Genomic DNA, 21,639 nt, shown 5'->3' on the forward strand with positions numbered 1-21,639 from the left:
TGAAAAGGCTTCCTCTTGTCAGAGAGGGGCTTTTTTGCTACAATTATCCACATATGGAAACCTTATACGATGTGCAGCAATTATTAAAACATTATGGTATTATCGTCTATATGGGCAAGCGTTTGTATGATATCGAGTTGATGAAGATTGAACTGGCGAAAATCTATGAAGCTGGACTTATCGACAGACAAGTATTTATGCAAGCCGAACTGGTCCTGAGACGCGAGCATCGGTTAGAAATGGAGCGAGAACATGGCGAAAAAACTTCTGGGGATTGACCTTGGTGGAACAACGATAAAATTTGGAATTGTTACCTTGCAAGGTGAGGTACAAGAAAAATGGGCTATTGCAACCAATACATTGGATGATGGCAAGCATATTGTGCCAGATATTGTTGCAGCGATTAAACACCGCTTAGATCTCTACGGGATGACAGCAGCTGACTTTGCAGGTATCGGTATGGGATCGCCTGGGGCGGTTGACCGTTCGGCCAAGACTGTTTCTAATGCCTATAACCTCAACTGGGAGGACCGTCAGGAAATTGGTTCCGTGATCGAACGCGAGATTGGGATTCCTTTTGCCATTGATAATGATGCCAATGTGGCAGCGCTTGGTGAACGTTGGGTCGGTGCTGGAGAAAACAATCCTGATGTTGTTTTTGTCACTCTGGGAACGGGTGTTGGCGGTGGTATCATTGCCGATGGCAACCTTATCCATGGTGTGGCTGGTGCTGGTGGTGAAATTGGCCACGTTATTGTTGAACCACAAGATGGCTTTGCCTGCACCTGTGGAAATCAGGGTTGCTTGGAAACAGTCGCTTCTGCGACTGGTGTAGTGCGTGTGGCGCGTTTGTTAGCGGAGTCTTACGAAGGCACTTCAGATATTAAGGCCCAAATTGATAATGGGGAAGCGGTTAGCAGTAAGGATATCTTTGATGCGGCCAAGGCAGGCGACAGCTTTGCAGAAAGTATTGTTGACCGTGTCAGCGCTTATTTAGGTTTGGCAGTAGCTAATATTTCGAATATTTTGAACCCTGATTCCGTTGTTATTGGCGGTGGGGTTTCGGCAGCAGGTGAATTTTTGCGTAGTCGTGTGGAGACCTATTTCCAAAAATACGCTTTTCCTAAGGTGCGACAAACGACCCGTATCAAGATTGCAGAACTCGGCAATGACGCTGGTATCATTGGCGCAGCGAGTTTGGCTAGACAAGAGGCATAAATTAGAAGGATTCTTTAAACCATGGCAGAAAACATCATCACATATCTCTTTATTGTTGCGATTTTAATCTATTTGGCTTGGCAAGGTTATCGTTACTGGGCGCGTCACCATTATGCTAAGTATGTTGAAAATCAAGCCTTTCAAGAGCAAATGCTCCAAGGACAACTGGTTGACTTACGAGACCCGGTTGCCTTTCGCAAAAAACATATCTTAGGGGCGCGTAACTTTAACATTCAACAATTCAAGGAAAGTTTGGGGGCTTTGGTTAAAACAAAACCCGTCCTGCTTTATGGTAGCAGCCGCGATGTGAATACTATCGGTAAGGCGATTCGTATCTTACATGCTGCAGGTTACAAAGAAATCTATGTTTTGAAATTCGGTATTGACTATTGGGAAGGCAAGGTCAAAGAAGGCTAAAAAAGAGCGTGAGACAGGGGTCTCATGCTCTTTTTGCTTCTTAAGCTCGAGGGATAGTCATTTCAATCAGATTTGACGTGTGGATGGTTTTGATGTGCTCAAATTGCGCACTCTTATCAATTTTTCGCTTGAGGAAGAATTCACGAATGGTTGTGATTTCACTATCTTTAATAGCCCGGTGTTTATTGGAAATGAGTATTTCATAGTGTCCCGGGGCTTCTGTGAAGATAACGTCTGTGTTCCCCGCCGAATACGTCTCGACTAAGGAGGCATCAGTGTTAGCCAGTTGGCTACGTACGAGCTTGCCATGGCTACTTGTCGTGTTAATCAGTTTCATATCCTTCTCCTCGTCTCTTGTCTATTTGTTTTATTATACCACTTTTTGACGGCTTGGTTAGAGAAATTTAAGCATTTTCTTTGGCCAACCATTGGTCAAGGCCCCACTTATGTGATCCTCGTTTGAGTTTTTCTCGAGCCTCTGAGATTGGAAACCAAGCGACATGATTGAAGTCTTCTAGAGGTTTTCCCAGAACTTGATAGGACAAGGTCTCATAAATATAGGCGGGGTTGTGGTAGTAGGTGTCTCGGTGGGAGGAATAAAAATATTCGTCTGCTTGACCGAGGTAGGCCCCTAGTTGAGCAGAAAATCCCAGTTCTTCATGCAATTCCCGAGCCAGTGCTTGGGTTTGATTTTCCCCGTCCTCGATTTCACCACCAGGTAAAAACCAGGCGCCATTTGGGGCTTGTACCAGAATAATTTGGGTTTTTTCAGGATTTGGGATAATGGCGTAAACGCCAAAACGGTCCTGATAGGTTTTGTGGGCTTCTTTGATGCCAAATGCAGGTATGGTCATAAGTCTCTCCTTTTTATTATTATAGCAAAAATGCGCTTTCATGACTAGAGCTCAAATGGCTTGGTGGTTTAAAATGCTAAAAGAGCATGCTATAATAACGGTATGATGAATGCGAAGCACAAGAAGTATGCAGTGGTTGATTTAGAAGCCACGAGCGCAAGAAGTGATGGCAAAATTATCCAGATTGGCATTGTTATCGTTGAAGCAGGCAAGATAGTGGCAGAATATGCGACCGATGTGAATCCTCATGAGCCTCTAGACAACCATATTATTGAATTAACGGGCATTACAGACCAACAGTTAGCCCAGGCACCTGATTTTTCACAGGTGGCCGGTCAGGTTTATGACTTGATTGCTGATTGTATTTTTGTGGCTCACAATGTGACTTTTGATGCCAATTTTTTGGCAGAGGCCCTTTTCTTTGAAGGCTATGAGTTGAGGACGCCACGCGTGGATACGGTTGAGTTAGCGCAAGTATTTTTTCCGAGTTTTGAAAAATATAATTTGTCTTTTTTGGCAAAAGAGCTGTCACTTGACCTTGAACAGGCCCATACAGCGATTCAGGATGCTCAGGCGACCGCTCAGTTGCTGATGACTTTGCAGGATAAAATTCGGTCTTTACCTCGTCAGACAGTCGAGTTGCTCTTACGTTTTTCTGATGCCTTGCTCTATGAAACGTATCTGGTTTTGGAGGAATGTTTAGCAGATTGCCGACAGGATTTACCCAAAGGCTATACCCAAGTGGCGCAATTGGTGGTTCCTCAGCCTCGGCCCTTGCTGAAAAAACGGCGCCTCTCTCAGGAGTGGAGCCATAATTTGGCCTTGCTGGGTTTGGAGGAACGCCCGTTACAAGAACAGATGGCCGATTGGGTTCGTACCAGCCTTGATGATGGGCGCATCACAGGCATTCAGGCCCCGGCTGGATTGGGGAAAACCTATGCCTACTTACTAGGTATTTTTATGGCCAATCCCAGTCAACAAGTGGTGCTTTGCGTTCCGACCAAGGCCTTGCAGGATCAGTTGGTCCAACAGGAATTACAGCAATTAGCCCAGGTCTTTCATGTGGATTTTCAATCCTTGAAGTCCCCAAGGGATTTGATTAAATTAGATGCCTTTTATGACAGCCTGGCACAGCAAGATAACCGCTTGATTCAACGCTTTAAAATGCAACTTATCGTTTGGCTTTTGGAGACCCAAACAGGTGATTTATCCGAAATCCGGCAATGGCAACGGGTGGCTGATTATATTGATGGCATACGTCACGATGGTAAGCTCAAGGCTGGGTCGCTCTTTACTGGGGTTGATTTTTGGCAGAGGGCTTATGAGCGAGGCAAAGAGGTTCCGCTTCTGGTGACCAATCACGCTTACCTGTTGACACGGATCGAGGACGATAAAGCCTTCCTGACAGACAAGATAGTGGTCATCGATGAAGCCCAGAGAATGTATTTAGCGACGGAACAATTTTCTTGCCGTCGCCTGGAACTGGTCAGTTTTTCCAAGCGTATAGCCCAAGTGCTAAAAGAAAATCAGGATATTTTGACCAAACGCCTACTAGAGGATGCCATGCGGGTGATTGAGCAGTTGCTGGCAGATAGCCGTGGACGTGCAGGAGGTGTGCCTAGAGCCGACTTGGTTCAGGCCTTGCAACAGGATATCCGTGAGTTACCTGAGGGTGTTTGCGATGACGAAAAGCGCTGGGCTCAGTCTGGTATGGGCTACTTTCAGTGGTATACGGAAATGCGCGCAGAACAAAGACTGTTTTGGTTGGAGGCATCCCCTGAAAAACTCAGTTTATTCAGTGCCTATTTGCCCACAGTGAAAAAACTTTATCTGGTGTCTGCGACACTAGCGATTAGTCCACAGGTAAATTTGATGGATTTGCTTGGATTTGCACGTGAAAAAGTTGATTTGCACGTGATTGAGACGCCTCCCAAAGCTAATCAGGTCTTTTATATTGATCGCAGCATGCCAGAGGTTCATGCGGTGTCACGTGCCCAGTATGTGCAAGCGCTCTTGGAACGGCTACACCAACTTTATCAGCTAGGACAGCGAGGTCTGGTGCTCTTTACTTCACGGCAGTTACTCATGGAAACAGCTGATGCCCTAACAGAGTTGGCGATTCCCTTTGTCAGCCAGTTAGATTTTGAACAGGCAAAAAAAGCGAAACAGCGTTTTGATGAAGGTGAGGGAGCTTTCCTTTTGGGAACAGGGAGCTTCTGGGAGGGGGTTGATTTTGCACAGCAAGACCGTCTGGTGCTAGTCATCACCCACCTGCCCTTTGATAATCCGCAAGATCCCCTCATGGTAAAAATGAGCGCTTTTCTGGAAGAGCGAGGATTGCAAAGTTTTTCTCATTATAGTCTGCCTCATATGTTATTGCGCCTGCAACAGGCCATCGGTCGAACCAATCGCAGGGACAATCAAAAATCAGCCGTTCTCTTGTTGGATAACCGTTTCTTGCACAAGGGCTATGGCGAAGTGGCAATTGCTTATTTGAAGCAATATTTACCGATAAAAAATGAAGAATTCCCAGAAATCCTCCGTGATTTGTCAGATTTTTTGCTATAATAAGAGGATGCAAGGACTATTTAAGGGGGAAAGTACGTGAGACTATCACAACGAATTCAAAATATGGCAGAAAGTGTCACTTTGGCGGCTGGCGCAAGGGCCAAAGCCTTAAAGGCTCAAGGCAAAGATATTTTGTCGCTAACCTTGGGGCAACCTGACTTTGTGACGCCGAAAGCTATTCAAGAGGCAGCTATTGCTGCTATCACGGATGGTCGGGCAAGCTTTTATACGCAGGCAGACGGCCTGCCTGAGATGAAGGCTGCTGTTGACCAGTATTTTCAGACTTATTATGGTTATTCGGTAGCTGCCAACCAGGTTGTGGTCGGCACAGGGGCTAAATTTATCCTATACGCCTTTTTCATGACCGTCATTGACCCAGGTGATGAAGTGATCATCCCGACACCTTACTGGGTGTCTTATGCCGATCAGGTTGAGTTAGCCGAAGGCAAGCCTGTTTTTGTTGATGCCAAGCAAGAAAATGGCTTTAAGGTCACCCCTGATGATTTAGAGGCTGCTAAGACGGATAAAACCAAAGTGCTCTTGCTCAATAGCCCATCCAATCCTACGGGCATGATTTACTCAGCTAAAGAGCTTCAGGCTCTAGGAGAGTGGGCAGTTGCCAATGATATTATCATCTTAGCGGATGATATCTACGGTCGCTTGGTTTATAATGGTGCCGAATTTACGCCGATTTCTAGCCTATCTGAAGCCATTAAAAAGCAAACAGTCGTCATAAATGGGGTGTCTAAAACCTATGCCATGACTGGCTGGCGGGTCGGTTTTGCAACTGGTGAAGCTGACATTATATCAGGTATGAGTAAGATGATTAGCCAGACCACTTCAAATCTGACAGCTGTGTCTCAATATGCAGCGATTGAAGCTTTGACTGGCGATCAAAGTGATGTGGAAACTATGCGGCAAGCTTTTGAAGAAAGGCTCAATACCATTTTCCCTCTGTTAGAGGAAGTGCCTGGTTTTGAAGTCATCAAACCGCAAGGTGCTTTTTACCTCTTTCCAAAAGTGTCGCAAGCCATGGCTATTAAAGGGTTTGATGATGTCACGGCCTTTACAACAGATATTTTAGAAAAAACGGGAGTTGCTCTAGTAACAGGTGCCGGTTTTGGTGCGCCAGAACACGTCCGTCTCAGCTATGCGACCGATTTAGATACGCTCAAAGATGCGGTAGGTCGCCTCAAACGTTACATGGAAGAATAAGAGAAAGAAGATTATGTCAAAATACACAGCAATTCGAGATGTTAAAGAACATGTTGGTGAAGAGGTTACCATTGGTGGCTGGGTAGCTAACAAATCTGGTAAAGGAAAAATCGCCTTTTTACAACTCCGTGATGGGTCTGCCTTTTTCCAAGGGGTTGCTTTTAAACCAAACTTTATTGAAAAGTTTGGTGAAGAAGTAGGGCAAGAAAAATTCAATACCATTCGTCATCTGAGTCAAGAAACAGCCGTTGAAGTGAAAGGGATTGTCAAAGCAGACGAACGCTCTAAATTCGGCTATGAATTAGATATCACTGACATTGCGGTTATTGGGGCTTCTAAAGATTACCCGATTACGCCAAAAGAGCACGGGACTGACTTTTTGATGGATAACCGTCACCTCTGGTTGCGCTCTCGCAAGCAGGTAGCCATTATGCAAATCCGTAATGCGATTATCTATGCTAGCTATGAGTTTTTCGACCAAAATGGTTTTATCAAGTTTGATAGCCCTATCCTGTCTGGTAATGCTGCAGAGGATTCTACGGAGCTCTTTGAGACGGATTACTTTGGTTCACCAGCCTTTCTCAGTCAATCAGGACAACTTTATCTGGAAGCGGGAGCTATGGCCTTGGGACGGGTCTTTGACTTTGGACCAGTTTTCCGCGCGGAAAAATCCAAGACCCGTCGTCACCTGACAGAGTTTTGGATGATGGATGCGGAGTACCCTTTCTTGTCTCACGATGAGAGTTTGGATTTGCAAGAAGCTTACGTTAAGGCCTTGATTCAAGGTGTCCTAGACCGAGCTCCAGAAGCTTTGGAAACCTTGGAACGTGACACCAGTCTCTTGCAAAAATACATCGACGAGCCTTTCAAGCGGATTTCTTATGATGATGCCATTGCCCTTTTGCAAGCTCATGAAAATGATGCTGATGCGGACTACGAGCATTTAGAGCCGGGTGATGATTTCGGTTCACCGCATGAAACCTGGATTTCTAACTACTTTGGTCTTCCAACCTTTATCGTCAACTATCCAGCCAGCTTTAAAGCTTTCTATATGAAGCCGGTACCAGGAAACCCTGAGCGCGTGCTTTGTGCGGACTTGTTGGCTCCAGAAGGTTACGGAGAAATCATCGGAGGATCAGAGCGGGAAACAGATTACGATGCCCTTATTGCTAAGATGGATGCGCTTGGTATGGACAAATCTGAATATGACTTTTACCTAGACCTCCGCAAATACGGCTCCGTTCCCCACTGTGGTTTTGGAATCGGTATCGAACGGATGGTAACCTTTGCTGCAGGAACTAAGCACATCCGAGAAGCCATCCCATTCCCACGGATGCTTCACCGGATCAAACCTTAAGGCAGAAGAACCTCTCTTTCACAATCTGATGCCTATTTGGATCAAAAAAAGAAGACCTTGTGGTCTTCTTTTTTCTATGCTCTTAAATTTGAAAAATGAATCAGATGTCCTGCTAATGGGTATTTATCAACCGACCATCAACAAGGTACCGAGGGTAATCAGGGCACAGCCAATTAAAGCCTTAGGGGTAAAGGCATCATGGAGGAGTACAAAGGCTAAAATGAGGGTGAAGACAATACTAAGTTTATCAATGGCTGCCACCTCTGTGGCGCGCCCTAGTTGCAGGGCACGGTAGTAGCATAACCATGAGGCACCTGTAGCAAGCCCTGATAGGGTTATAAAGAGCCAACTTTTTTGACTAATGTGAGAGAGACCAGACTGGCTCTTGGTCATAAAAACGATGGCCCAGGCCATAAGAACGACCACCACTGTACGGATGGCCGTCGCTAGGTTACTATTGACCTGTTCAATACCCATCTTAGCAAAAATAGCTGTCAAGGCAGCAAATACAGCCGATAAAAGTGCAAAAATTACCCACATAGAATCCTCCTTTTATTTCATTATAGGCCAAAGGGAGCACAGAAACAAGAGGCGGTTTAAGATGAACTGAAATAAAAAATCAGTCTTTAAGGAAGAAGACTGATTTTTTTGAGCAGGCAGAAGGGCCTATTCGTTAAGACTGAGGGATTTCTTTTCCCGCCGAGCAATCCATGGCAAGATGAGCCCAAGAGCTAATAGAACCACAGGTGTGATAATATTGGTCAAGAAGGCAAACCACCATTCGGTTGGTTGGCTAGCCATGTCAACTTGTGGGAACATACCCAGAATGCAGGCAAAGGCTGTAAAACCAAATCCCCAAGCTCCGACAATGAAACCAAGTTTTTTATTTTTAACAAAGACGTATTCTGCATTTTTGTATTTGTCCCATTCGCGGTACAAGAGGAAGAAAGCCACAAACACCCAGAGGTAGGACATTGGAAGAACAATGGCATTCAAGTTGGTCAGCCAGTGAACGATACCATCGATTTCTTTCAGACCAAGTAAAGGCAGGGCAATCAGAATTGACACCAGAACCCCTGTTAGCAAGTAACCATTGACCAGAGTGCCTTTTTTACTGCGTTTGCGAAGCCAGCTTGGGATAAATTCTTCATTTTCACTACCCAAGAAAAGTTGCATATGGGTATCCACATTGAGGGCTAAAACAGAAGCTTGCCCGATAAATTGGGTTACTGCATAAATGAAAACTAAACTACGGCCCACATGCCAATGTTGTCCCAAAACATCAAAGGCTTGGTAGGCACCATTTCGCATCAAGTCAGCAGGAATATGGTTGCTGTCAAAAAGCATGGCCATACCAAAGGACCCAAAGATGGCACAGATACCAACCATGACCACCATGGCAATCATCCCTTTTGGAAACTCCTTGGCTGGGTTTTTGACTTGATTGACATAAGGCGACATGGTTTCAGCCCCACCGACAGAGAAGACCAGTAAGGCAATCATGGTGAAGTAGGTGAAATCGAACTTAGGAATGTAGGTGGACACTTGGTCCATGTGTGGGGTTGCCAATTGCAAGTCAGGCTTGATGGCAGGAAGGGCCACGGCAAGCAAGATAAAGAGCAAGGACATGACCAGCATGGATGCACCGGCCAGGGTTCCCAAGTATTTGAGAGCTTTTAATCCCTTGGTGGAAAGATAAAGCAGGAACAAGAAGGCAAAGAGTTCAAGTCCAACCAAGGCAGGTGTTGCCAATGAACTCAAAAAGTCTCCGTTTCCCTGAACAACCCAACCGAGGGCAATGAGGATAACTTGAGCTTTTTGGGCCAAATAAGGAATTTGCGTCACCCAGAAGGTCCAAGCCGCAAAGAAGGCTAAGCGTTTGGTAGAGGTCCTAGAAATCCATTCCGTTACCCCGCCTTCGTGTTGCTTGAAGGTGGCTCCTAATTGGCCAACGATTAAAGCATATGGGATCAGGTAGATGACCAAAATAATGACCCAAGACGTCACAACACTAATTCCCTGTTGGGAGTAGTTGTTGACGACGTTACCAAGTCCCCAAACCAAGTTAAAGGCAATCAGCGCAATGGTTACCCATTTTAGCTGTTTATCATTCTTTTCCATAAAATCACCTCCTGAAACAAGGAAAAGAAATTTTTCGCCTTAATCATAACAAATTAACCGGAAAAAGGGAAGCGATTTCACGCAAAAAATAAAACATTTTTAAACAAAACAGGTTGACATTCGCTAGCAGCCCTCCCCAGCTTATTTTTCTTCTTATTCATTTTTTATTAGGCTCAAAAATGGTACAATACTAGCATGACACAACCGACTTCATGTTATGTACACATTCCTTTTTGCACGCAAATTTGCTATTACTGTGATTTTTCCAAGGTCTTTATTCAAAACCAGCCTGTTGATGCCTATATTGACGCTTTGATTGAAGAATTTCGCCGGGAAAAGATAAGCAAACTCAAAACCCTATATATTGGTGGAGGGACACCGACAGCTTTGTCTGCCCAACAATTGGAACGTCTGCTGGACGCCTTGTGTCGCGATTTGGATGCTTCCTATTTGGAGGAATTGACGGTCGAGGCAAATCCAGGCGATTTAACAGCGGATAAAATTGCTGTCCTGCGAGACAGTCTGGTTAACCGGGTCTCCCTGGGCGTGCAGACTTTTAATGACAAGCATTTGCGTCAGATTGGACGTAGCCACAATGAGGCACAAATTTATAGCACCATTGACGGCTTGAAGTCAGCAGGTTTTCACAATATTTCCATTGACCTCATTTATGCCTTACCAGGCCAGACCATGGCGGATGTCACCGACAATGTAGCCAAGGCGCTGGCTTTAGATATCCCCCACATGAGCCTCTATAGTCTGATTTTGGAGCATCACACCGTTTTTATGAATCGCATGCGGCGTGGGAAACTCAATCTCCCCAATGAAGACAAAGAAGCTGAAATGTTTACTTATATCATTGAGGCTTTGGAAGAAGCAGGTTTTGAGCATTATGAGATTTCTAACTTTTCCAAACCAGGCTTTCAGAGCCAGCACAATCTGATGTATTGGGACAATGTGCCCTACTATGGTTTTGGTGCGGGTGCTTCTGGCTATCTGGACGGGGTTCGTTACCGCAATCGCGTTCCAATTCAGCATTACTTAAAGGCTGTCGCAGCAGGTAATGCGCGTTTGACAGAAGAAGTACTCAGTCCTGAAGAAATGATGGAAGAAGAGCTGTTTTTAGGGCTTAGAAAAAAGGTTGGGATTAGCAAGCAAAGGTTTGAGACCAAGTTTGGCCTCTCGTTTGATGCACGTTATGGGGCCATTGTGGATAAACTCTGCCAAGAAGGCTTGCTACAGGTTGAAAACGATAGGGTTCGCATGACCAAGCGAGGGCTTTTTCTTGGGGACACAGTAGCGGAACGTTTTATTTTGGAGTAAACTATGGGACATCAATTTTCAGTCGATTATCGTATTCCTTTTTATGAGGTAGATGATAGAGGTCAGGTTAAGTTACCGCATTTGCTCTCCTTTTGTTTAGATATGTCAGGATTGCAATCGGCCTCTCTTGGATTAAGCGATCAAAAACTTTTCGATGAGAGAGGCTGGGTTTGGGTGGTTACGGATTATGATATGACCATTTCACGTTTGCCACGGTATAATGAGACGGTTCGTGTGACCACTGAGGCTACAGCTTATAATAAGTTTTTCTGCTACCGTAACTTTTACATTAAGACGTTAACAGGTGAGGAGCTCTTGACCATTCAGACGATTTTTGTCTTGATAGATATGGAAAGCCGTAAGGTCCAACGCGTACCTGAGTCGCTCGTTGCGCCTTATGGCGCGCCTTTCACCAAAGAAATGTTGCGTGGCCCCAAATTCGCAGCCTTGCTAGAGGCGACGGAACGCCCCTATCACATTCGTTACTTTGATTTGGATATGAATGGGCATGTCAATAACAGCAAGTACCTGGAGTGGATGTATGATGTCTTAGAAGCTGATTTTTTACGCCAGCAGGTTCCTGAGCGTATCCAACTCAAATATGTTAAAGAAGTGCAGGGGAATGGCGACATTTTATCGCGCTACCAGTACTCAGAGCAAGTAAGCCATCATGAAATTACAAGTGCAGGGACGATTTGTGCTCAGGCCAAGATAGAATGGAGAAAAAATGACCTATAAAGGCTATCTGATTGACTTAGATGGGACAATTTATCGTGGTAAGGAACGGATTCCAGCTGGTGAGCGTTTTATTAAACGTTTGCAAACGGCAGGGATTCCTTATCTCTTAGTGACCAATAACACCACCCGCACCCCTGAAACCGTGCAAGCAATGCTCGAAAATCAATTTCAAGTAGAGACACCATTAGATAGCATTTATACGGCCACACTTGCAACCGTGGACTATATGAATGAACTGGGCTTGGAAAAAACGGTTTATGTCATTGGTGAGCATGGGCTTAAGGAAGCCATTGCATCAGCTGGCTATGTCTGGGATGAGGAACACCCAGCCTATGTGGTGGTTGGATTGGACACTCAATTGACCTATGAAAAAACAGTATTGGCAACCCTAGCCATTCAAAAGGGAGCGGTTTTTATCGGTACCAATCCGGATCTCAATATCCCAACAGAGCGTGGGCTATTACCGGGTGCGGGTTCCCAGGTTAAGCTGATTGAAGCTGCGACTCGGGTGACGCCAACGGTTATCGGAAAACCAGAGCATGTGATTATGGACAAGGCCTTGGCACGTTTAGGTTTGCAAAAAGAGGAGGTTGTCATGGTCGGGGACAACTACCTGACAGACATTCGAGCAGGCATTGACAATGGGATTGATTCTTTGTTGGTGACAACGGGTTTTACCAAAGCAGAAGAAGTCCCTCAACTTCCGATTGCGCCCACTCACGTGGTGGCTAGCTTAGATGAGTGGTCTTTAGATGATTAAGTGGCGTCTCCAGTGGGCCAGTCTTTACCTTTGGCTCTTATCACTTGCAATTTTTATGACAATCATCCTAGCCTGGGGCATCTATCCTTTAGAAATTCGCTGGCAGGCTTTAGAAAAGACGGTCTATCTTTCAGGACGCACCATTGCCTATAATTTCAACCGGCTCATGGCCTACCTAACCTTGCCTTGGGTAACCACTTTTGATTTGCCAGCCTTTTCATCCTCAGCCAGTGGTCGCCATCATTTTTTAGTGGTCAAGTGGCTATTTCACCTGGTAGAGGCTCTGGTTTTCTTATTGGCCTACCCAGCCTGTCGTTTTTTGGGTCAAGTTATGAAGCACAGGGCTTTGGCTTTATTTAAAAGACCACTTGTGCTAGCAATCACCTTGCCTATCGTGCTAGCGATCGGGGCCGTCTTGATTGGATTTGACCAGTTCTTTACGCTTTTTCATCAATTATTATTTGTTGGAGATGATAGCTGGCTCTTTGATCCTTTAAAAGATCCGGTCATTCTAATTTTACCCGAAGATTATTTTTTACATGCCTTTGTCTTATTCTTTGGGCTATACGAATCGCTGTTTTTGTGTTTATATGTGATAGCCCTATGTCAGAATGGTCACAGGGATGACACAAAAGCGCCTAAAATGACAAAATATGAAAAAAGATGAGACAACTCATCTTTTTTTGTTGCATTTATTCTTTAACTGTACCAAAACTGTAAAATCAAGACATATATATCCGTTGTAAAATAGGAAATGTAAAGGAAAATTTAAGGAGTAAATGCCATGAGATCTGAAAAAAGCTATTGGCTGAACCGAAAGGCACATTTCTCTCTGCGTAAGTCAAAAACGGCTGCCGGAGTTGCTTCTGTGCTGTTAGGTATCAGCTTTTTGGCTGGTCCCCTTGTCTCAGCTGACCAAGTAGACAGTAGCCAAGCCAGCTCGCAAACAGCTGTCAGCTCATCTGAAGTTCCCTCAACGACTTCAGATAATAGCGCAACAGTTGCTAGCCAAACTGATGTTAACCTAGTCCCAACAGACACGCAAACCAGCGAAAACGGGGTAACACAAACGACCCAGACAGTCCAGACACCTGACCTCACCGCAGCGGTTGAAGAGGCAAAAGCCACTGGATTGACGGTCAATCAAGACGCTGCACAAGTTAAAGATACCCTTGACCAAGCGGTAGCTGACAATGCCCAACAAGCTAAGGACATCGCCGCCAAGACTGCCCAATATAAAGAAGATAAAGACGGCTACGACCAAGATGTCGCTTGGTATAATGAAGAAAAAGCTAAAAGTGATGCCCGAACAGCTGCCTATAATCAACGGGTAGCAGACCTTCAAAATGGGGATAGCCAACTTGTTCAAGACACGGTCAAAGCCTTGGTGCAAGGGCAAGAATCACAAGCTCAAGTTAACCTGACAGGTGTTAAAAATTACATCACTGAGGACGCCGTCAAACGTCTCGGTAAGGATGGCATCCTGGGACAATATGCGACTGAACAATTGACCGCCGCAGATTTGACGACTAGCAACCCTTATTCATCTGGTGACAACCATTGGATTCTCATGCAAGTAGGGGATAAGGTGACAGCGACTTATACCAATTTGGCAGCAGCCAAAGAAGGACAAGTCAGCTTGGGGCGCCTGGTTTACACTTACACCTTATTGTCCTCTAGTAATAAGGCGGGTTCTGCCATTGTTTCCATCAGCAATGACCCAACCGTTACAGCAACCATGGGAGCTGAAACAGATAGCTCTGACAAAGCGCTATCTATGGGAGTTGACCTGTCATTTTTTGACACCAAGGGGAATGTCATTGACTTAAATGATGGGTATGTTATACTAAGTGTATCATCTCTGAACCACTGGAATGGTCTAGCTAATGTTTCTGCCACAGACTACCCAGAAGCTATTGAACTAGTCGCAAATGACGACCAAGGAAATCCTCTATCCATCGGTTGGGGACCTTACGATAATAATGACGGGTACCCTGCTATGAAAGATGGCCGACCTGAAACACGTCAGTTGGCCATGGGGGATTACTTTAAATTATTTGGTGTAACAGTTTCTGCAGAAAACCCTGTCAAGATTATTTTGCCAGATGGTAGTGTCACCGATGCGACTCAAGTAACGGCAGGTGGTCGTTACAGCCAAGAAAATGGACACGCTTTGGTGGCAGCGAGTGATCAGGCCCTTCAGTCTTATAATGGTCAGAGTGATGTCATCGGAACCTATAATTTAGATCCGGTGACTGGTGTGGTGACATATACACCGGCAGTGCGTTATGACGCATCCAACCATATTGAAAAGGTCATTGTTGGTGATAAAGATACAGTTGCAACCTTACCTGGTTCCTCAATCGGATACCATGATGGTGCTTTGTATGCTGAAAATGACAATGAATACGTGGCTAAGGGAGCAACTTACAATGCCTCTCAAACAGATTCAGATAGTCAAGCTTGGGATAGCCCAAGTTCACCTGTAAAAGCTTATGGTTCTGCGGGATTGGTCTTACATAATGGTCACCTCACCTTCACTGCTAGCGGAAATACACCTGGTGTCAATACTGTTTATTGGTTTGCGACGAATGCAGCGGTTATGGCATTAACCAAACCAACACCAGCTCCGCCTGCACCTACAGCACCGGAGGTACCAACCATTTCTTATCACGACAACCAAATCATTCAAAATGCTGATAATATCACCGCAACGGTACACTACACAGGTGCCGGTGACCTGACACCAAAAGACAATGTCCAAGAGACGAATTTTAGTGGTCAAACAGGAAACGACGCGGTAACGATTTGGAGCCAAAATTCACATACGTTTATCCCGATTGCAACACCGATTGTTCCTGGCTACTATGCCAGCGCTACGACAAACCCAAATCAGGACCCATCCATTGTTCCTTCTGTGACGGTAGCGGTTGGTGACCCTGATTTGCTGACGACAATCACTTACAGTAAGCTGGGTCAATTGATTCCAGTTGATCAAGATGGCAATCGGATTCCGGGTCATGATGCGCAGACCTATCCAAATGATCCAACAGATCCAACCAAGATTGATGATGTCATCATTCCAAATATCCCTGGTTTGACGCCATATATTGATGGGCAAAAGGTAACGCCTGGCACTGTTTACACACCTAAGTACATCGGAGCAGATACTCTGGTAGTCTACAAAAACGACCACCAAGAAGCAACGGTTACTTTCCGTGACGACAGTACTGGACAACAACTTGGAAGTGTGATCACACTGGTCGGTCAATCCGGTCAAGCAATTGATTTCTCTTCTGCAAACCAACGCCTGTTAGATTATCTGGCAAATGGCTACGATTTGGTCCCTAACCAAATCGACCTCGATGGTCTGCAATTGCGCGAGACAGCTTATGACCAAGATCCTGGGCATCGGCAGGACTTTATTGTTCGCTTGATTAAAGAAGCGGCGCCAGAAGTTACTCCGAGTCATGATGCTGTCGCAGAAAAAGAAGAAGTCATTGATCAAACTAACCAAAAACCTGTTGTGCCACAAGCGCAGGCTGTGACACCACAGGCTCCGGCAACTGAACAGCAAGGAGCAACCCTGCCTCAAACAGGTGACCAAGAATCAGCTGTGAAAACTTCCTTTATCGGTAGCATTCTCATGGCCATGGCTGGTTTGATGGGAATCAAACTCATCCGAGGTCGCCACGGTCGCGGACAAGACGATAACTAAAACGAGCCAATAGTTGCTAGGAAATGATTTACCTTATGTTTTCGACATACTTTTAAAGGTTATGTCGAACAGGGAACTTGATAGGACAAGTTCCTACGAAAAGAGACTGAGTGAACTCAGTCTCTTTTTTGTGCAGTTAGTAGAAGTCTCAGCAAAAAAGAAGAAGTGAAAGAGTTATTAGATATGTAATATATTTCAAAAGTAAAGGAACTTTATTCCTTAGTCGGCTCTAGCGACTCATAAATAGTTAATAATTAAACTAAAATGTCAAAAAATAGTCTTTTTCTTCGTTAATATCCGATGAAATATTACATGATAAAAACGTAAATGACATAAGAAAGCTTAAGGGTGTCATTTACATGACAATTACATTTCAACAACATCATAAAAGGGTCGAAAAACGGCCTTTTATGTCTTTTTTAAGGAAAATGACATCCTTAAATGTAACTAAAAAAACACACAACCGTCTTTGAAACGTTCTTATTCTAGTCGTGACTCCGTGATAAAATAGTTTTGTAACAAAAATGCTTACCAGGGAGGTTTGTAATGGAAAGAAAACAACGTTACAGCATGAGAAAAGTCAAAAAGCACTGGGTTTACGCTATGGTAACCGTTGCTGGTTTGGCTGTTGCGACCGCATCTGCACCAGTTAGTGCCGATACGACCACAACTGATACTGATGCGAAAACGACTACAACTGCAGATACGACTGATACCACAGTTGTCGATGCTGATCAAAAAGAGAAAGATCAGGCGACGAACAGTGATACAGTTGCTGTCACACAAGACACACTATCTGCTACCGATAAAGCCACAGATACAGGGGCAAATGCCAATCAAACTGGCACTGCCACAGATACAGATAAAACAGCAGCTGCAACAACGGATACAACAACTGCCGATACGACAACTGATAAAGCTGCAACAGATACCGCAGCGGTCAGTGATCGCGCTGCAACGGATGCAACTGCAACAACTGACACTGCCACAGCAGATGCCGGAACAACAGCTCCATCATCTGATCAAGTGACAGCTGCTTTGAGCCTGTCTAACATTAAAAAAGTTGACGGCAAGTATTACTACTACAACGAAGATGGTACGGTTAAGAAGAACTTTGCCATTACGGTTGATGGCCAGTTGCTCTACTTTGATGCTCAAACAGGGGCACTGTCTTCTTCATCAACCTATTCTTTCACCAATGGGCTTAACCTTTTGACCGATGGTTTTACCAGCCACAATAAGGCTTATGACTCTACGCAAAAGAGCTTTGAAACGGTTGATGGTTATTTGACAGCGGACTCTTGGTACCGTCCAGCTTACATTTTAGAAGATGGAAAAGAGTGGAAAGCTTCATCAGAAACTGACTACCGTCCTCTTTTGATGAGCTGGTGGCCTGATCGTGACACCCAAGTGGCTTACCTCAACTACATGTCAGGTGTCCTAGGTGGTACGACAGATAAATATTCTAATGCCAATACGCAATTGGAGTTGAATGTTGCCGCTGAGTTGATCCAAACAAAGATTGAACAAAAAATCACGTCTGAAAAATCAACACAATGGTTGCGTGATACTATCAGTAGCTTCGTGACGACACAATCGCGCTGGAACAAGGATACTGAAGATGTCGGCGGTCACTTGCAGGGAGGTGCTTTGCTCTATGTCAACTCTGACTTGACACCTTGGGCAGACTCTAACTACCGTCTCTTGAACCGCACACCAACTAACCAAACAGGTGTTCACAACCCTAAATACACCGTAGATACTTCAAATGGTGGGTATGAATTCCTTTTGGCCAACGATATCGATAACTCTAATCCTGCCGTTCAAGCAGAGCAGTTGAACTGGTTGCACTACTTGATGAACTGGGGTTCTATCGTCATGGGCGATAAGGATGCTAACTTTGACGGTGTGCGTGTCGATGCCGTGGATAACGTTGATGCGGACTTGCTTCAAGTCTACACTAACTATTTCCGTTCATACTACGGTGTGGATGAGTCAGAGGCTAAAGCACTGTCTCACATCTCTATCTTAGAGGCTTGGTCAAACAACGACAACCCTTACAACAAGGATACAAACGGGGCTGCTTTAACCATTGATAACTACTTGCGTCTGTCTCTCTTGTACGCTTTGACCAAACCGTTAGACCAACGTTCTGGCATGAACACCTTAATCACAAACAGTTTGATCAACCGGACGGACGTGACGACTTATGATGACGACAGCATGCCATCTTATGTCTTTGTTCGTGCGCATGACTCTGAAGTGCAAACCATCATTGCGCAAATCATCAAGGAAAAAATCAATTCGAATACCGATGGTTACACCTTTACCATGGACGAATTGGCTCAAGCCTTCAAGATTTATAACGACGACATGAATAGTGTGGAAAAACAATACACCCACTATAATATTCCGTCTGCTTACGCCTTGATGTTGTCCAATATCAAATCTGTTCCACGCGTCTACTATGGTGACCTCTATACAGATGACGGCCAATACATGGCTAAGAAGTCTCCTTACTATGATGCTATTGATACCCTCCTGCGTGCTCGTATCAAATACGCTTCTGGTGGTCAACACATGGAAGAGTTCTGGCCAGCAGGTGACGCTTCAATGGCTAACCTTAAAGGAAATGAATACTCTACCGGTATCATTGCCAGCGTGCGTTACGGTCAAGACATCATGGATAAAGATGATGTTACAGGAAGTGAATTGAGTAAGACTTCTGGTATGGTAACCTTGGTCGGAAACAATCCAAAACTGTCCTTGTATGATGGTGAAGTAGGCCATGTCAAAGTCAATGTTGGTAAGATTCATGCCGGTCAAGAATTCCGTCCATTGTTGAACTCAACTGAAAATGGCTTGGTTTCTTACCTGAATGATAGCGACACCACTATCCGTAAAACGGTTGATGCTGATGGATTCTTGGTATTCACCTCAGCAGATATCAAAGGGTATGCAACCGTTGATGTGAATGGTTTCTTAGCTGTTTGGGTACCAGTTGGTGCTGCGGATGATCAAGATATTCGTGTCGCAGCTTCTACAGAAGCTTATGCTAAGGATGCTTTGACTTACCAAGCAACAGCTGCCTTGGATTCTCAACTGATCTTTGAAGGTTTCTCAAACTTCCAAGATTTTGTCACTCAAGATAGCGAATACACCAACAAACGTATCGCTGAAAATGCAGACCTCTTTAAAGCTTGGGGAATCACTTCCTTTGAAATGGCGCCTCAATACGTCGCTTCAACAGACCACAGCTTCTTGGACTCTATCATTGCAAATGGTTATGCCTTTAGTGACCGTTATGACCTGGCCATGAGTCAAAATAACAAATACGGTTCAAAAGAAGATTTGGCCAATGCTTTGAAAGCCTTGCACAAGCAAGGTATCCAAGTGATTGCTGACTGGGTTCCAGACCAAATCTACAACTTGGGTGGTAAAGAAGTCGTAACCGCTACACGTGTCGACAACTACGGTGTGGAAACTAAAAATGCCTACATCAATGACAGCCTTTACGTCGCAGACTCTAAGAGCAGCGGTAAAGACTATCAAGCCCAATACGGTGGTGCTTTCCTTGATGAACTTAAGGAAAAATACCCTGAAATGTTTACGGTTAACATGATTTCAACTGGCGTTCCAATGGATCCAAATACTAAGATCAAGGAATGGAAAGCGGAATACATGAACGGTACAAACATCTTGAACCGTGGGGTTGGTTTCGTCTTGAAATCAGAAGGAGCTAACAAATACTTTAGCTTTAATCTGCCAACAGCCTTCATTCCAAAACAATTGGGCGACGATGCAGATAGCGCTGTAACTGGTTTCTACAACGATGGTACAGGTATCGTCTACTTTGATACGTCAGGTTACCGTGCTAAAAATGGTTTCGTTCTTTACGATGGTTACTATTATTACTTTGGTGCGGATGGCTACATGGCGACAGGTCAACAAGTCATCAACGACAAGACTTATTACTTCTTGCCAAATGGTATTAACCTTCGCGATAGCATCTTTGAAGATGCCCAAGGTAACCAATACTACTATGGTAAACAAGGTCAAATGGCCATCAACGAATACCAACAGTTTGGGGAAGACTGGCGTTACTTTGATGCCAAGGGTGTCATGGCTCGTGGGGTTGTAACCATTAATGGAAACACCCAATACTTTGACGCGAATGGTTTCCAAGCTAAAGGCAAACTTATCGTTGACAAAGATGGTAAAACACGTTACTTCCAAGAAGGCGACGGTAACATGTCCGTTTCTACTTGGGTAGGTAATGATGGCAACTGGTACTACATGAACGCTCAAGGAGAAGCAGTGACAGGTGAACAAGAAATTGACGGTCAACACCTCTACTTTATGCCAAATGGTGTTCAAGTCAAAGGTAAATTGATTACAACCGATGCTGGTAAGGTTCAATACTATGACGCAGATTCTGGCCAACGTGTGTCTAACCAATTCTTAGAACTTGATGGCAGCTGGTATTACTTCGATGCAGAGGGTAATGCTGTGACAGGTGAACAAACCATTGATGGTCAACAGCTCTACTTTGATGCAAACGGTAAACAAGCTAAAGGTGTTCTTTTGACAGACGCTCAAGGTCACAAACGCTTCTATGATGCGGACTCTGGTCAATTGTGGACCAATACCTTCTTTAGCCCAGGTAACAACGTATGGTACTACTTCGGTGCAGATGGCAATGCTGTCACATCTGGTATCCATAAGATTGGTAGCCAAACCCTCCTCTTTGATGATGAAGGCGTTCAAATCAAAGGTCAAGTTTATGTATACGGCGGTAAAACCTACAAGACTGATGGCAACTCAGGAGAAGTATGGACCAACACCTTTGGCGCTGATGACCAAGGTAACTGGTATTACTTTGGTACCGACGGTGCTGCGGTGACAGGTGCGCAAACCATTGATGGCAAGAAATACTACTTTGCTAACGACGGCAAACAAGCTAAAGGGGTCCTCGTAACGGATGCCAATGGCAACAAACAGTATTACGATAAAGACTCAGGTGAGTTAGCGATTAGCCGCTTAGTGACTGTTGATGGTAAAACTTACTATGTCAACTATGCGGGTGCTGTCGTTCGTAACAGTCGCCGTGTTGTCAATGGTGTGGCTTACTCCTTTGATAATGATGGGGTAGCAACACGTATCGGTTAATAAGCCAAAAAGAAGTCAGGGAAACCTGGCTTTTTTTGTATAGTCTGCGCTAACAATTTAGGTCAATTTATGGTAAAATATAAGGAAAATTTGGAGGTGGTTGCCATTTCTTCATTACCAAAGGTGACTTTACTGGATGACGAGCGGCGTAAAAAAAGCTTTTTACGGGCGGTTTTCAGTC

Annotated in this window: 16 protein-coding genes; 12 read left to right on the forward strand and 4 right to left on the reverse strand. The window is 44.7% G+C overall.

From position 1 onward, the window contains the following. Positions 1–53: 53 nt before the first annotated feature. From STRDD12_RS00885 to STRDD12_RS00895, 3 genes are read left to right on the forward strand one after another with little or no spacing between them, the layout of a single operon-like run. Positions 54–278: a YqgQ family protein gene (locus STRDD12_RS00885; RefSeq protein WP_066916168.1), complete on the forward strand. Its 225-nt coding sequence runs from the start codon at positions 54–56 to the stop codon at positions 276–278. Further along, a complete protein-coding gene (locus STRDD12_RS00890; RefSeq protein ID WP_066914044.1) occupies positions 253–1,218 on the forward strand; it encodes an ROK family glucokinase in 966 nt (321 codons plus the stop codon). The genes STRDD12_RS00885 and STRDD12_RS00890 overlap by 26 nt, the downstream gene beginning before the upstream one ends. Before the next feature lie 21 nt (positions 1,219–1,239). Then, positions 1,240–1,635: a rhodanese-like domain-containing protein gene (locus STRDD12_RS00895; RefSeq protein ID WP_066914045.1), complete on the forward strand. Its 396-nt coding sequence runs from the start codon at positions 1,240–1,242 to the stop codon at positions 1,633–1,635. A gap of 40 nt (positions 1,636–1,675) precedes the next feature. On the opposite strand, the gene STRDD12_RS00900 is transcribed toward STRDD12_RS00895, so the two are convergent. Beyond that, the gene (locus STRDD12_RS00900; protein ID WP_066914050.1) at positions 1,676–1,972 is read right to left on the reverse strand and encodes a DUF1827 family protein; all 297 of its coding nucleotides are present in this window, start codon (positions 1,970–1,972) and stop codon (positions 1,676–1,678) included. 67 nt (positions 1,973–2,039) lie between these two features. Beyond that, the gene (locus tag STRDD12_RS00905; RefSeq protein WP_066914053.1) at positions 2,040–2,489 is read right to left on the reverse strand and encodes an NUDIX hydrolase; all 450 of its coding nucleotides are present in this window, start codon (positions 2,487–2,489) and stop codon (positions 2,040–2,042) included. A 105-nt stretch (positions 2,490–2,594) separates the two neighbouring features. Here STRDD12_RS00905 and STRDD12_RS00910 point away from each other — a divergent pair, with 105 nt between their 5' ends. From STRDD12_RS00910 to asnS, 3 genes are all read left to right on the forward strand, one after another. Next, entirely contained in the window at positions 2,595–5,057 is a 2,463-nt protein-coding gene (locus tag STRDD12_RS00910) for a bifunctional DnaQ family exonuclease/ATP-dependent helicase (RefSeq protein ID WP_066914055.1), read from the forward strand. A 63-nt stretch (positions 5,058–5,120) separates the two neighbouring features. Continuing rightward, a complete protein-coding gene (locus STRDD12_RS00915; protein WP_082753073.1) occupies positions 5,121–6,272 on the forward strand; it encodes a pyridoxal phosphate-dependent aminotransferase in 1,152 nt (383 codons plus the stop codon). A gap of 13 nt (positions 6,273–6,285) precedes the next feature. After that, positions 6,286–7,629: an asparagine--tRNA ligase gene (gene asnS, locus STRDD12_RS00920; protein ID WP_066914059.1), complete on the forward strand. Its 1,344-nt coding sequence runs from the start codon at positions 6,286–6,288 to the stop codon at positions 7,627–7,629. 126 nt (positions 7,630–7,755) lie between these two features. On the opposite strand, the gene STRDD12_RS00925 is transcribed toward asnS, so the two are convergent. Both STRDD12_RS00925 and STRDD12_RS00930 read right to left on the reverse strand, forming a co-directional pair. Next, the gene (locus STRDD12_RS00925) at positions 7,756–8,169 is read right to left on the reverse strand and encodes an EamA family transporter (RefSeq protein ID WP_066914061.1); all 414 of its coding nucleotides are present in this window, start codon (positions 8,167–8,169) and stop codon (positions 7,756–7,758) included. Positions 8,170–8,295: 126 nt separating this feature from the next. After that, positions 8,296–9,750 carry an APC family permease gene (locus tag STRDD12_RS00930; protein WP_066914063.1) on the reverse strand — a complete coding sequence of 485 codons (1,455 nt, stop codon included), beginning with the start codon at positions 9,748–9,750 and terminating at the stop codon, positions 8,296–8,298. 195 nt (positions 9,751–9,945) lie between these two features. Between STRDD12_RS00930 and hemW the strand changes: the two genes are divergently transcribed. From hemW to STRDD12_RS00960, 6 genes are all read left to right on the forward strand, one after another. Beyond that, the gene (hemW, locus tag STRDD12_RS00935) at positions 9,946–11,073 is read left to right on the forward strand and encodes a radical SAM family heme chaperone HemW (protein ID WP_066914065.1); all 1,128 of its coding nucleotides are present in this window, start codon (positions 9,946–9,948) and stop codon (positions 11,071–11,073) included. 3 nt (positions 11,074–11,076) lie between these two features. Further along, entirely contained in the window at positions 11,077–11,811 is a 735-nt protein-coding gene (locus STRDD12_RS00940) for an acyl-ACP thioesterase domain-containing protein (RefSeq protein ID WP_066914067.1), read from the forward strand. Beyond that, complete coding sequence (locus STRDD12_RS00945; RefSeq protein ID WP_066914069.1) at positions 11,801–12,571, forward strand: TIGR01457 family HAD-type hydrolase; 771 nt, start codon at positions 11,801–11,803, stop codon at positions 12,569–12,571. Before STRDD12_RS00940 ends, STRDD12_RS00945 begins: the two co-directional genes overlap by 11 nt. Then, entirely contained in the window at positions 12,567–13,238 is a 672-nt protein-coding gene (locus STRDD12_RS00950; protein ID WP_082753074.1) for a TIGR01906 family membrane protein, read from the forward strand. Before STRDD12_RS00945 ends, STRDD12_RS00950 begins: the two co-directional genes overlap by 5 nt. 117 nt (positions 13,239–13,355) lie before the next feature. Continuing rightward, positions 13,356–16,289, forward strand: coding sequence for a GbpC/Spa domain-containing protein (locus STRDD12_RS00955; RefSeq protein ID WP_066914071.1), 2,934 nt, complete (start codon positions 13,356–13,358; stop codon positions 16,287–16,289). Between the two features lie 546 nt (positions 16,290–16,835). Beyond that, a complete protein-coding gene (locus STRDD12_RS00960; protein WP_082753031.1) occupies positions 16,836–21,458 on the forward strand; it encodes a glycoside hydrolase family 70 protein in 4,623 nt (1,540 codons plus the stop codon). The last annotated feature ends 181 nt before the right edge of the window (positions 21,459–21,639 follow it).

Origin of the sequence: Streptococcus sp. DD12 (assembly GCF_001578885.1) — a bacterium.
Classification (GTDB): domain Bacteria; phylum Bacillota; class Bacilli; order Lactobacillales; family Streptococcaceae; genus Streptococcus.

Bases quoted from the DNA above. Each gene is read 5' to 3' on its own strand.
- STRDD12_RS00885 (WP_066916168.1), top strand. From the start codon at position 54: ATGGAAACCTTATACGATGTGCAGCAATTATTAAAACATTATGGTATT.
- STRDD12_RS00890 (WP_066914044.1), top strand. From the start codon at position 253: ATGGCGAAAAAACTTCTGGGGATTGACCTTGGTGGAACAACGATAAAA.
- STRDD12_RS00895 (WP_066914045.1), top strand. From the start codon at position 1,240: ATGGCAGAAAACATCATCACATATCTCTTTATTGTTGCGATTTTAATC.
- STRDD12_RS00900 (WP_066914050.1), bottom strand. From the start codon at position 1,972: ATGAAACTGATTAACACGACAAGTAGCCATGGCAAGCTCGTACGTAGC.
- STRDD12_RS00905 (WP_066914053.1), bottom strand. From the start codon at position 2,489: ATGACCATACCTGCATTTGGCATCAAAGAAGCCCACAAAACCTATCAG.
- STRDD12_RS00910 (WP_066914055.1), top strand. From the start codon at position 2,595: ATGAATGCGAAGCACAAGAAGTATGCAGTGGTTGATTTAGAAGCCACG.
- STRDD12_RS00915 (WP_082753073.1), top strand. From the start codon at position 5,121: ATGGCAGAAAGTGTCACTTTGGCGGCTGGCGCAAGGGCCAAAGCCTTA.
- asnS (WP_066914059.1), top strand. From the start codon at position 6,286: ATGTCAAAATACACAGCAATTCGAGATGTTAAAGAACATGTTGGTGAA.
- STRDD12_RS00925 (WP_066914061.1), bottom strand. From the start codon at position 8,169: ATGTGGGTAATTTTTGCACTTTTATCGGCTGTATTTGCTGCCTTGACA.
- STRDD12_RS00930 (WP_066914063.1), bottom strand. From the start codon at position 9,750: ATGGAAAAGAATGATAAACAGCTAAAATGGGTAACCATTGCGCTGATT.
- hemW (WP_066914065.1), top strand. From the start codon at position 9,946: ATGACACAACCGACTTCATGTTATGTACACATTCCTTTTTGCACGCAA.
- STRDD12_RS00940 (WP_066914067.1), top strand. From the start codon at position 11,077: ATGGGACATCAATTTTCAGTCGATTATCGTATTCCTTTTTATGAGGTA.
- STRDD12_RS00945 (WP_066914069.1), top strand. From the start codon at position 11,801: ATGACCTATAAAGGCTATCTGATTGACTTAGATGGGACAATTTATCGT.
- STRDD12_RS00955 (WP_066914071.1), top strand. From the start codon at position 13,356: ATGAGATCTGAAAAAAGCTATTGGCTGAACCGAAAGGCACATTTCTCT.
- STRDD12_RS00960 (WP_082753031.1), top strand. From the start codon at position 16,836: ATGGAAAGAAAACAACGTTACAGCATGAGAAAAGTCAAAAAGCACTGG.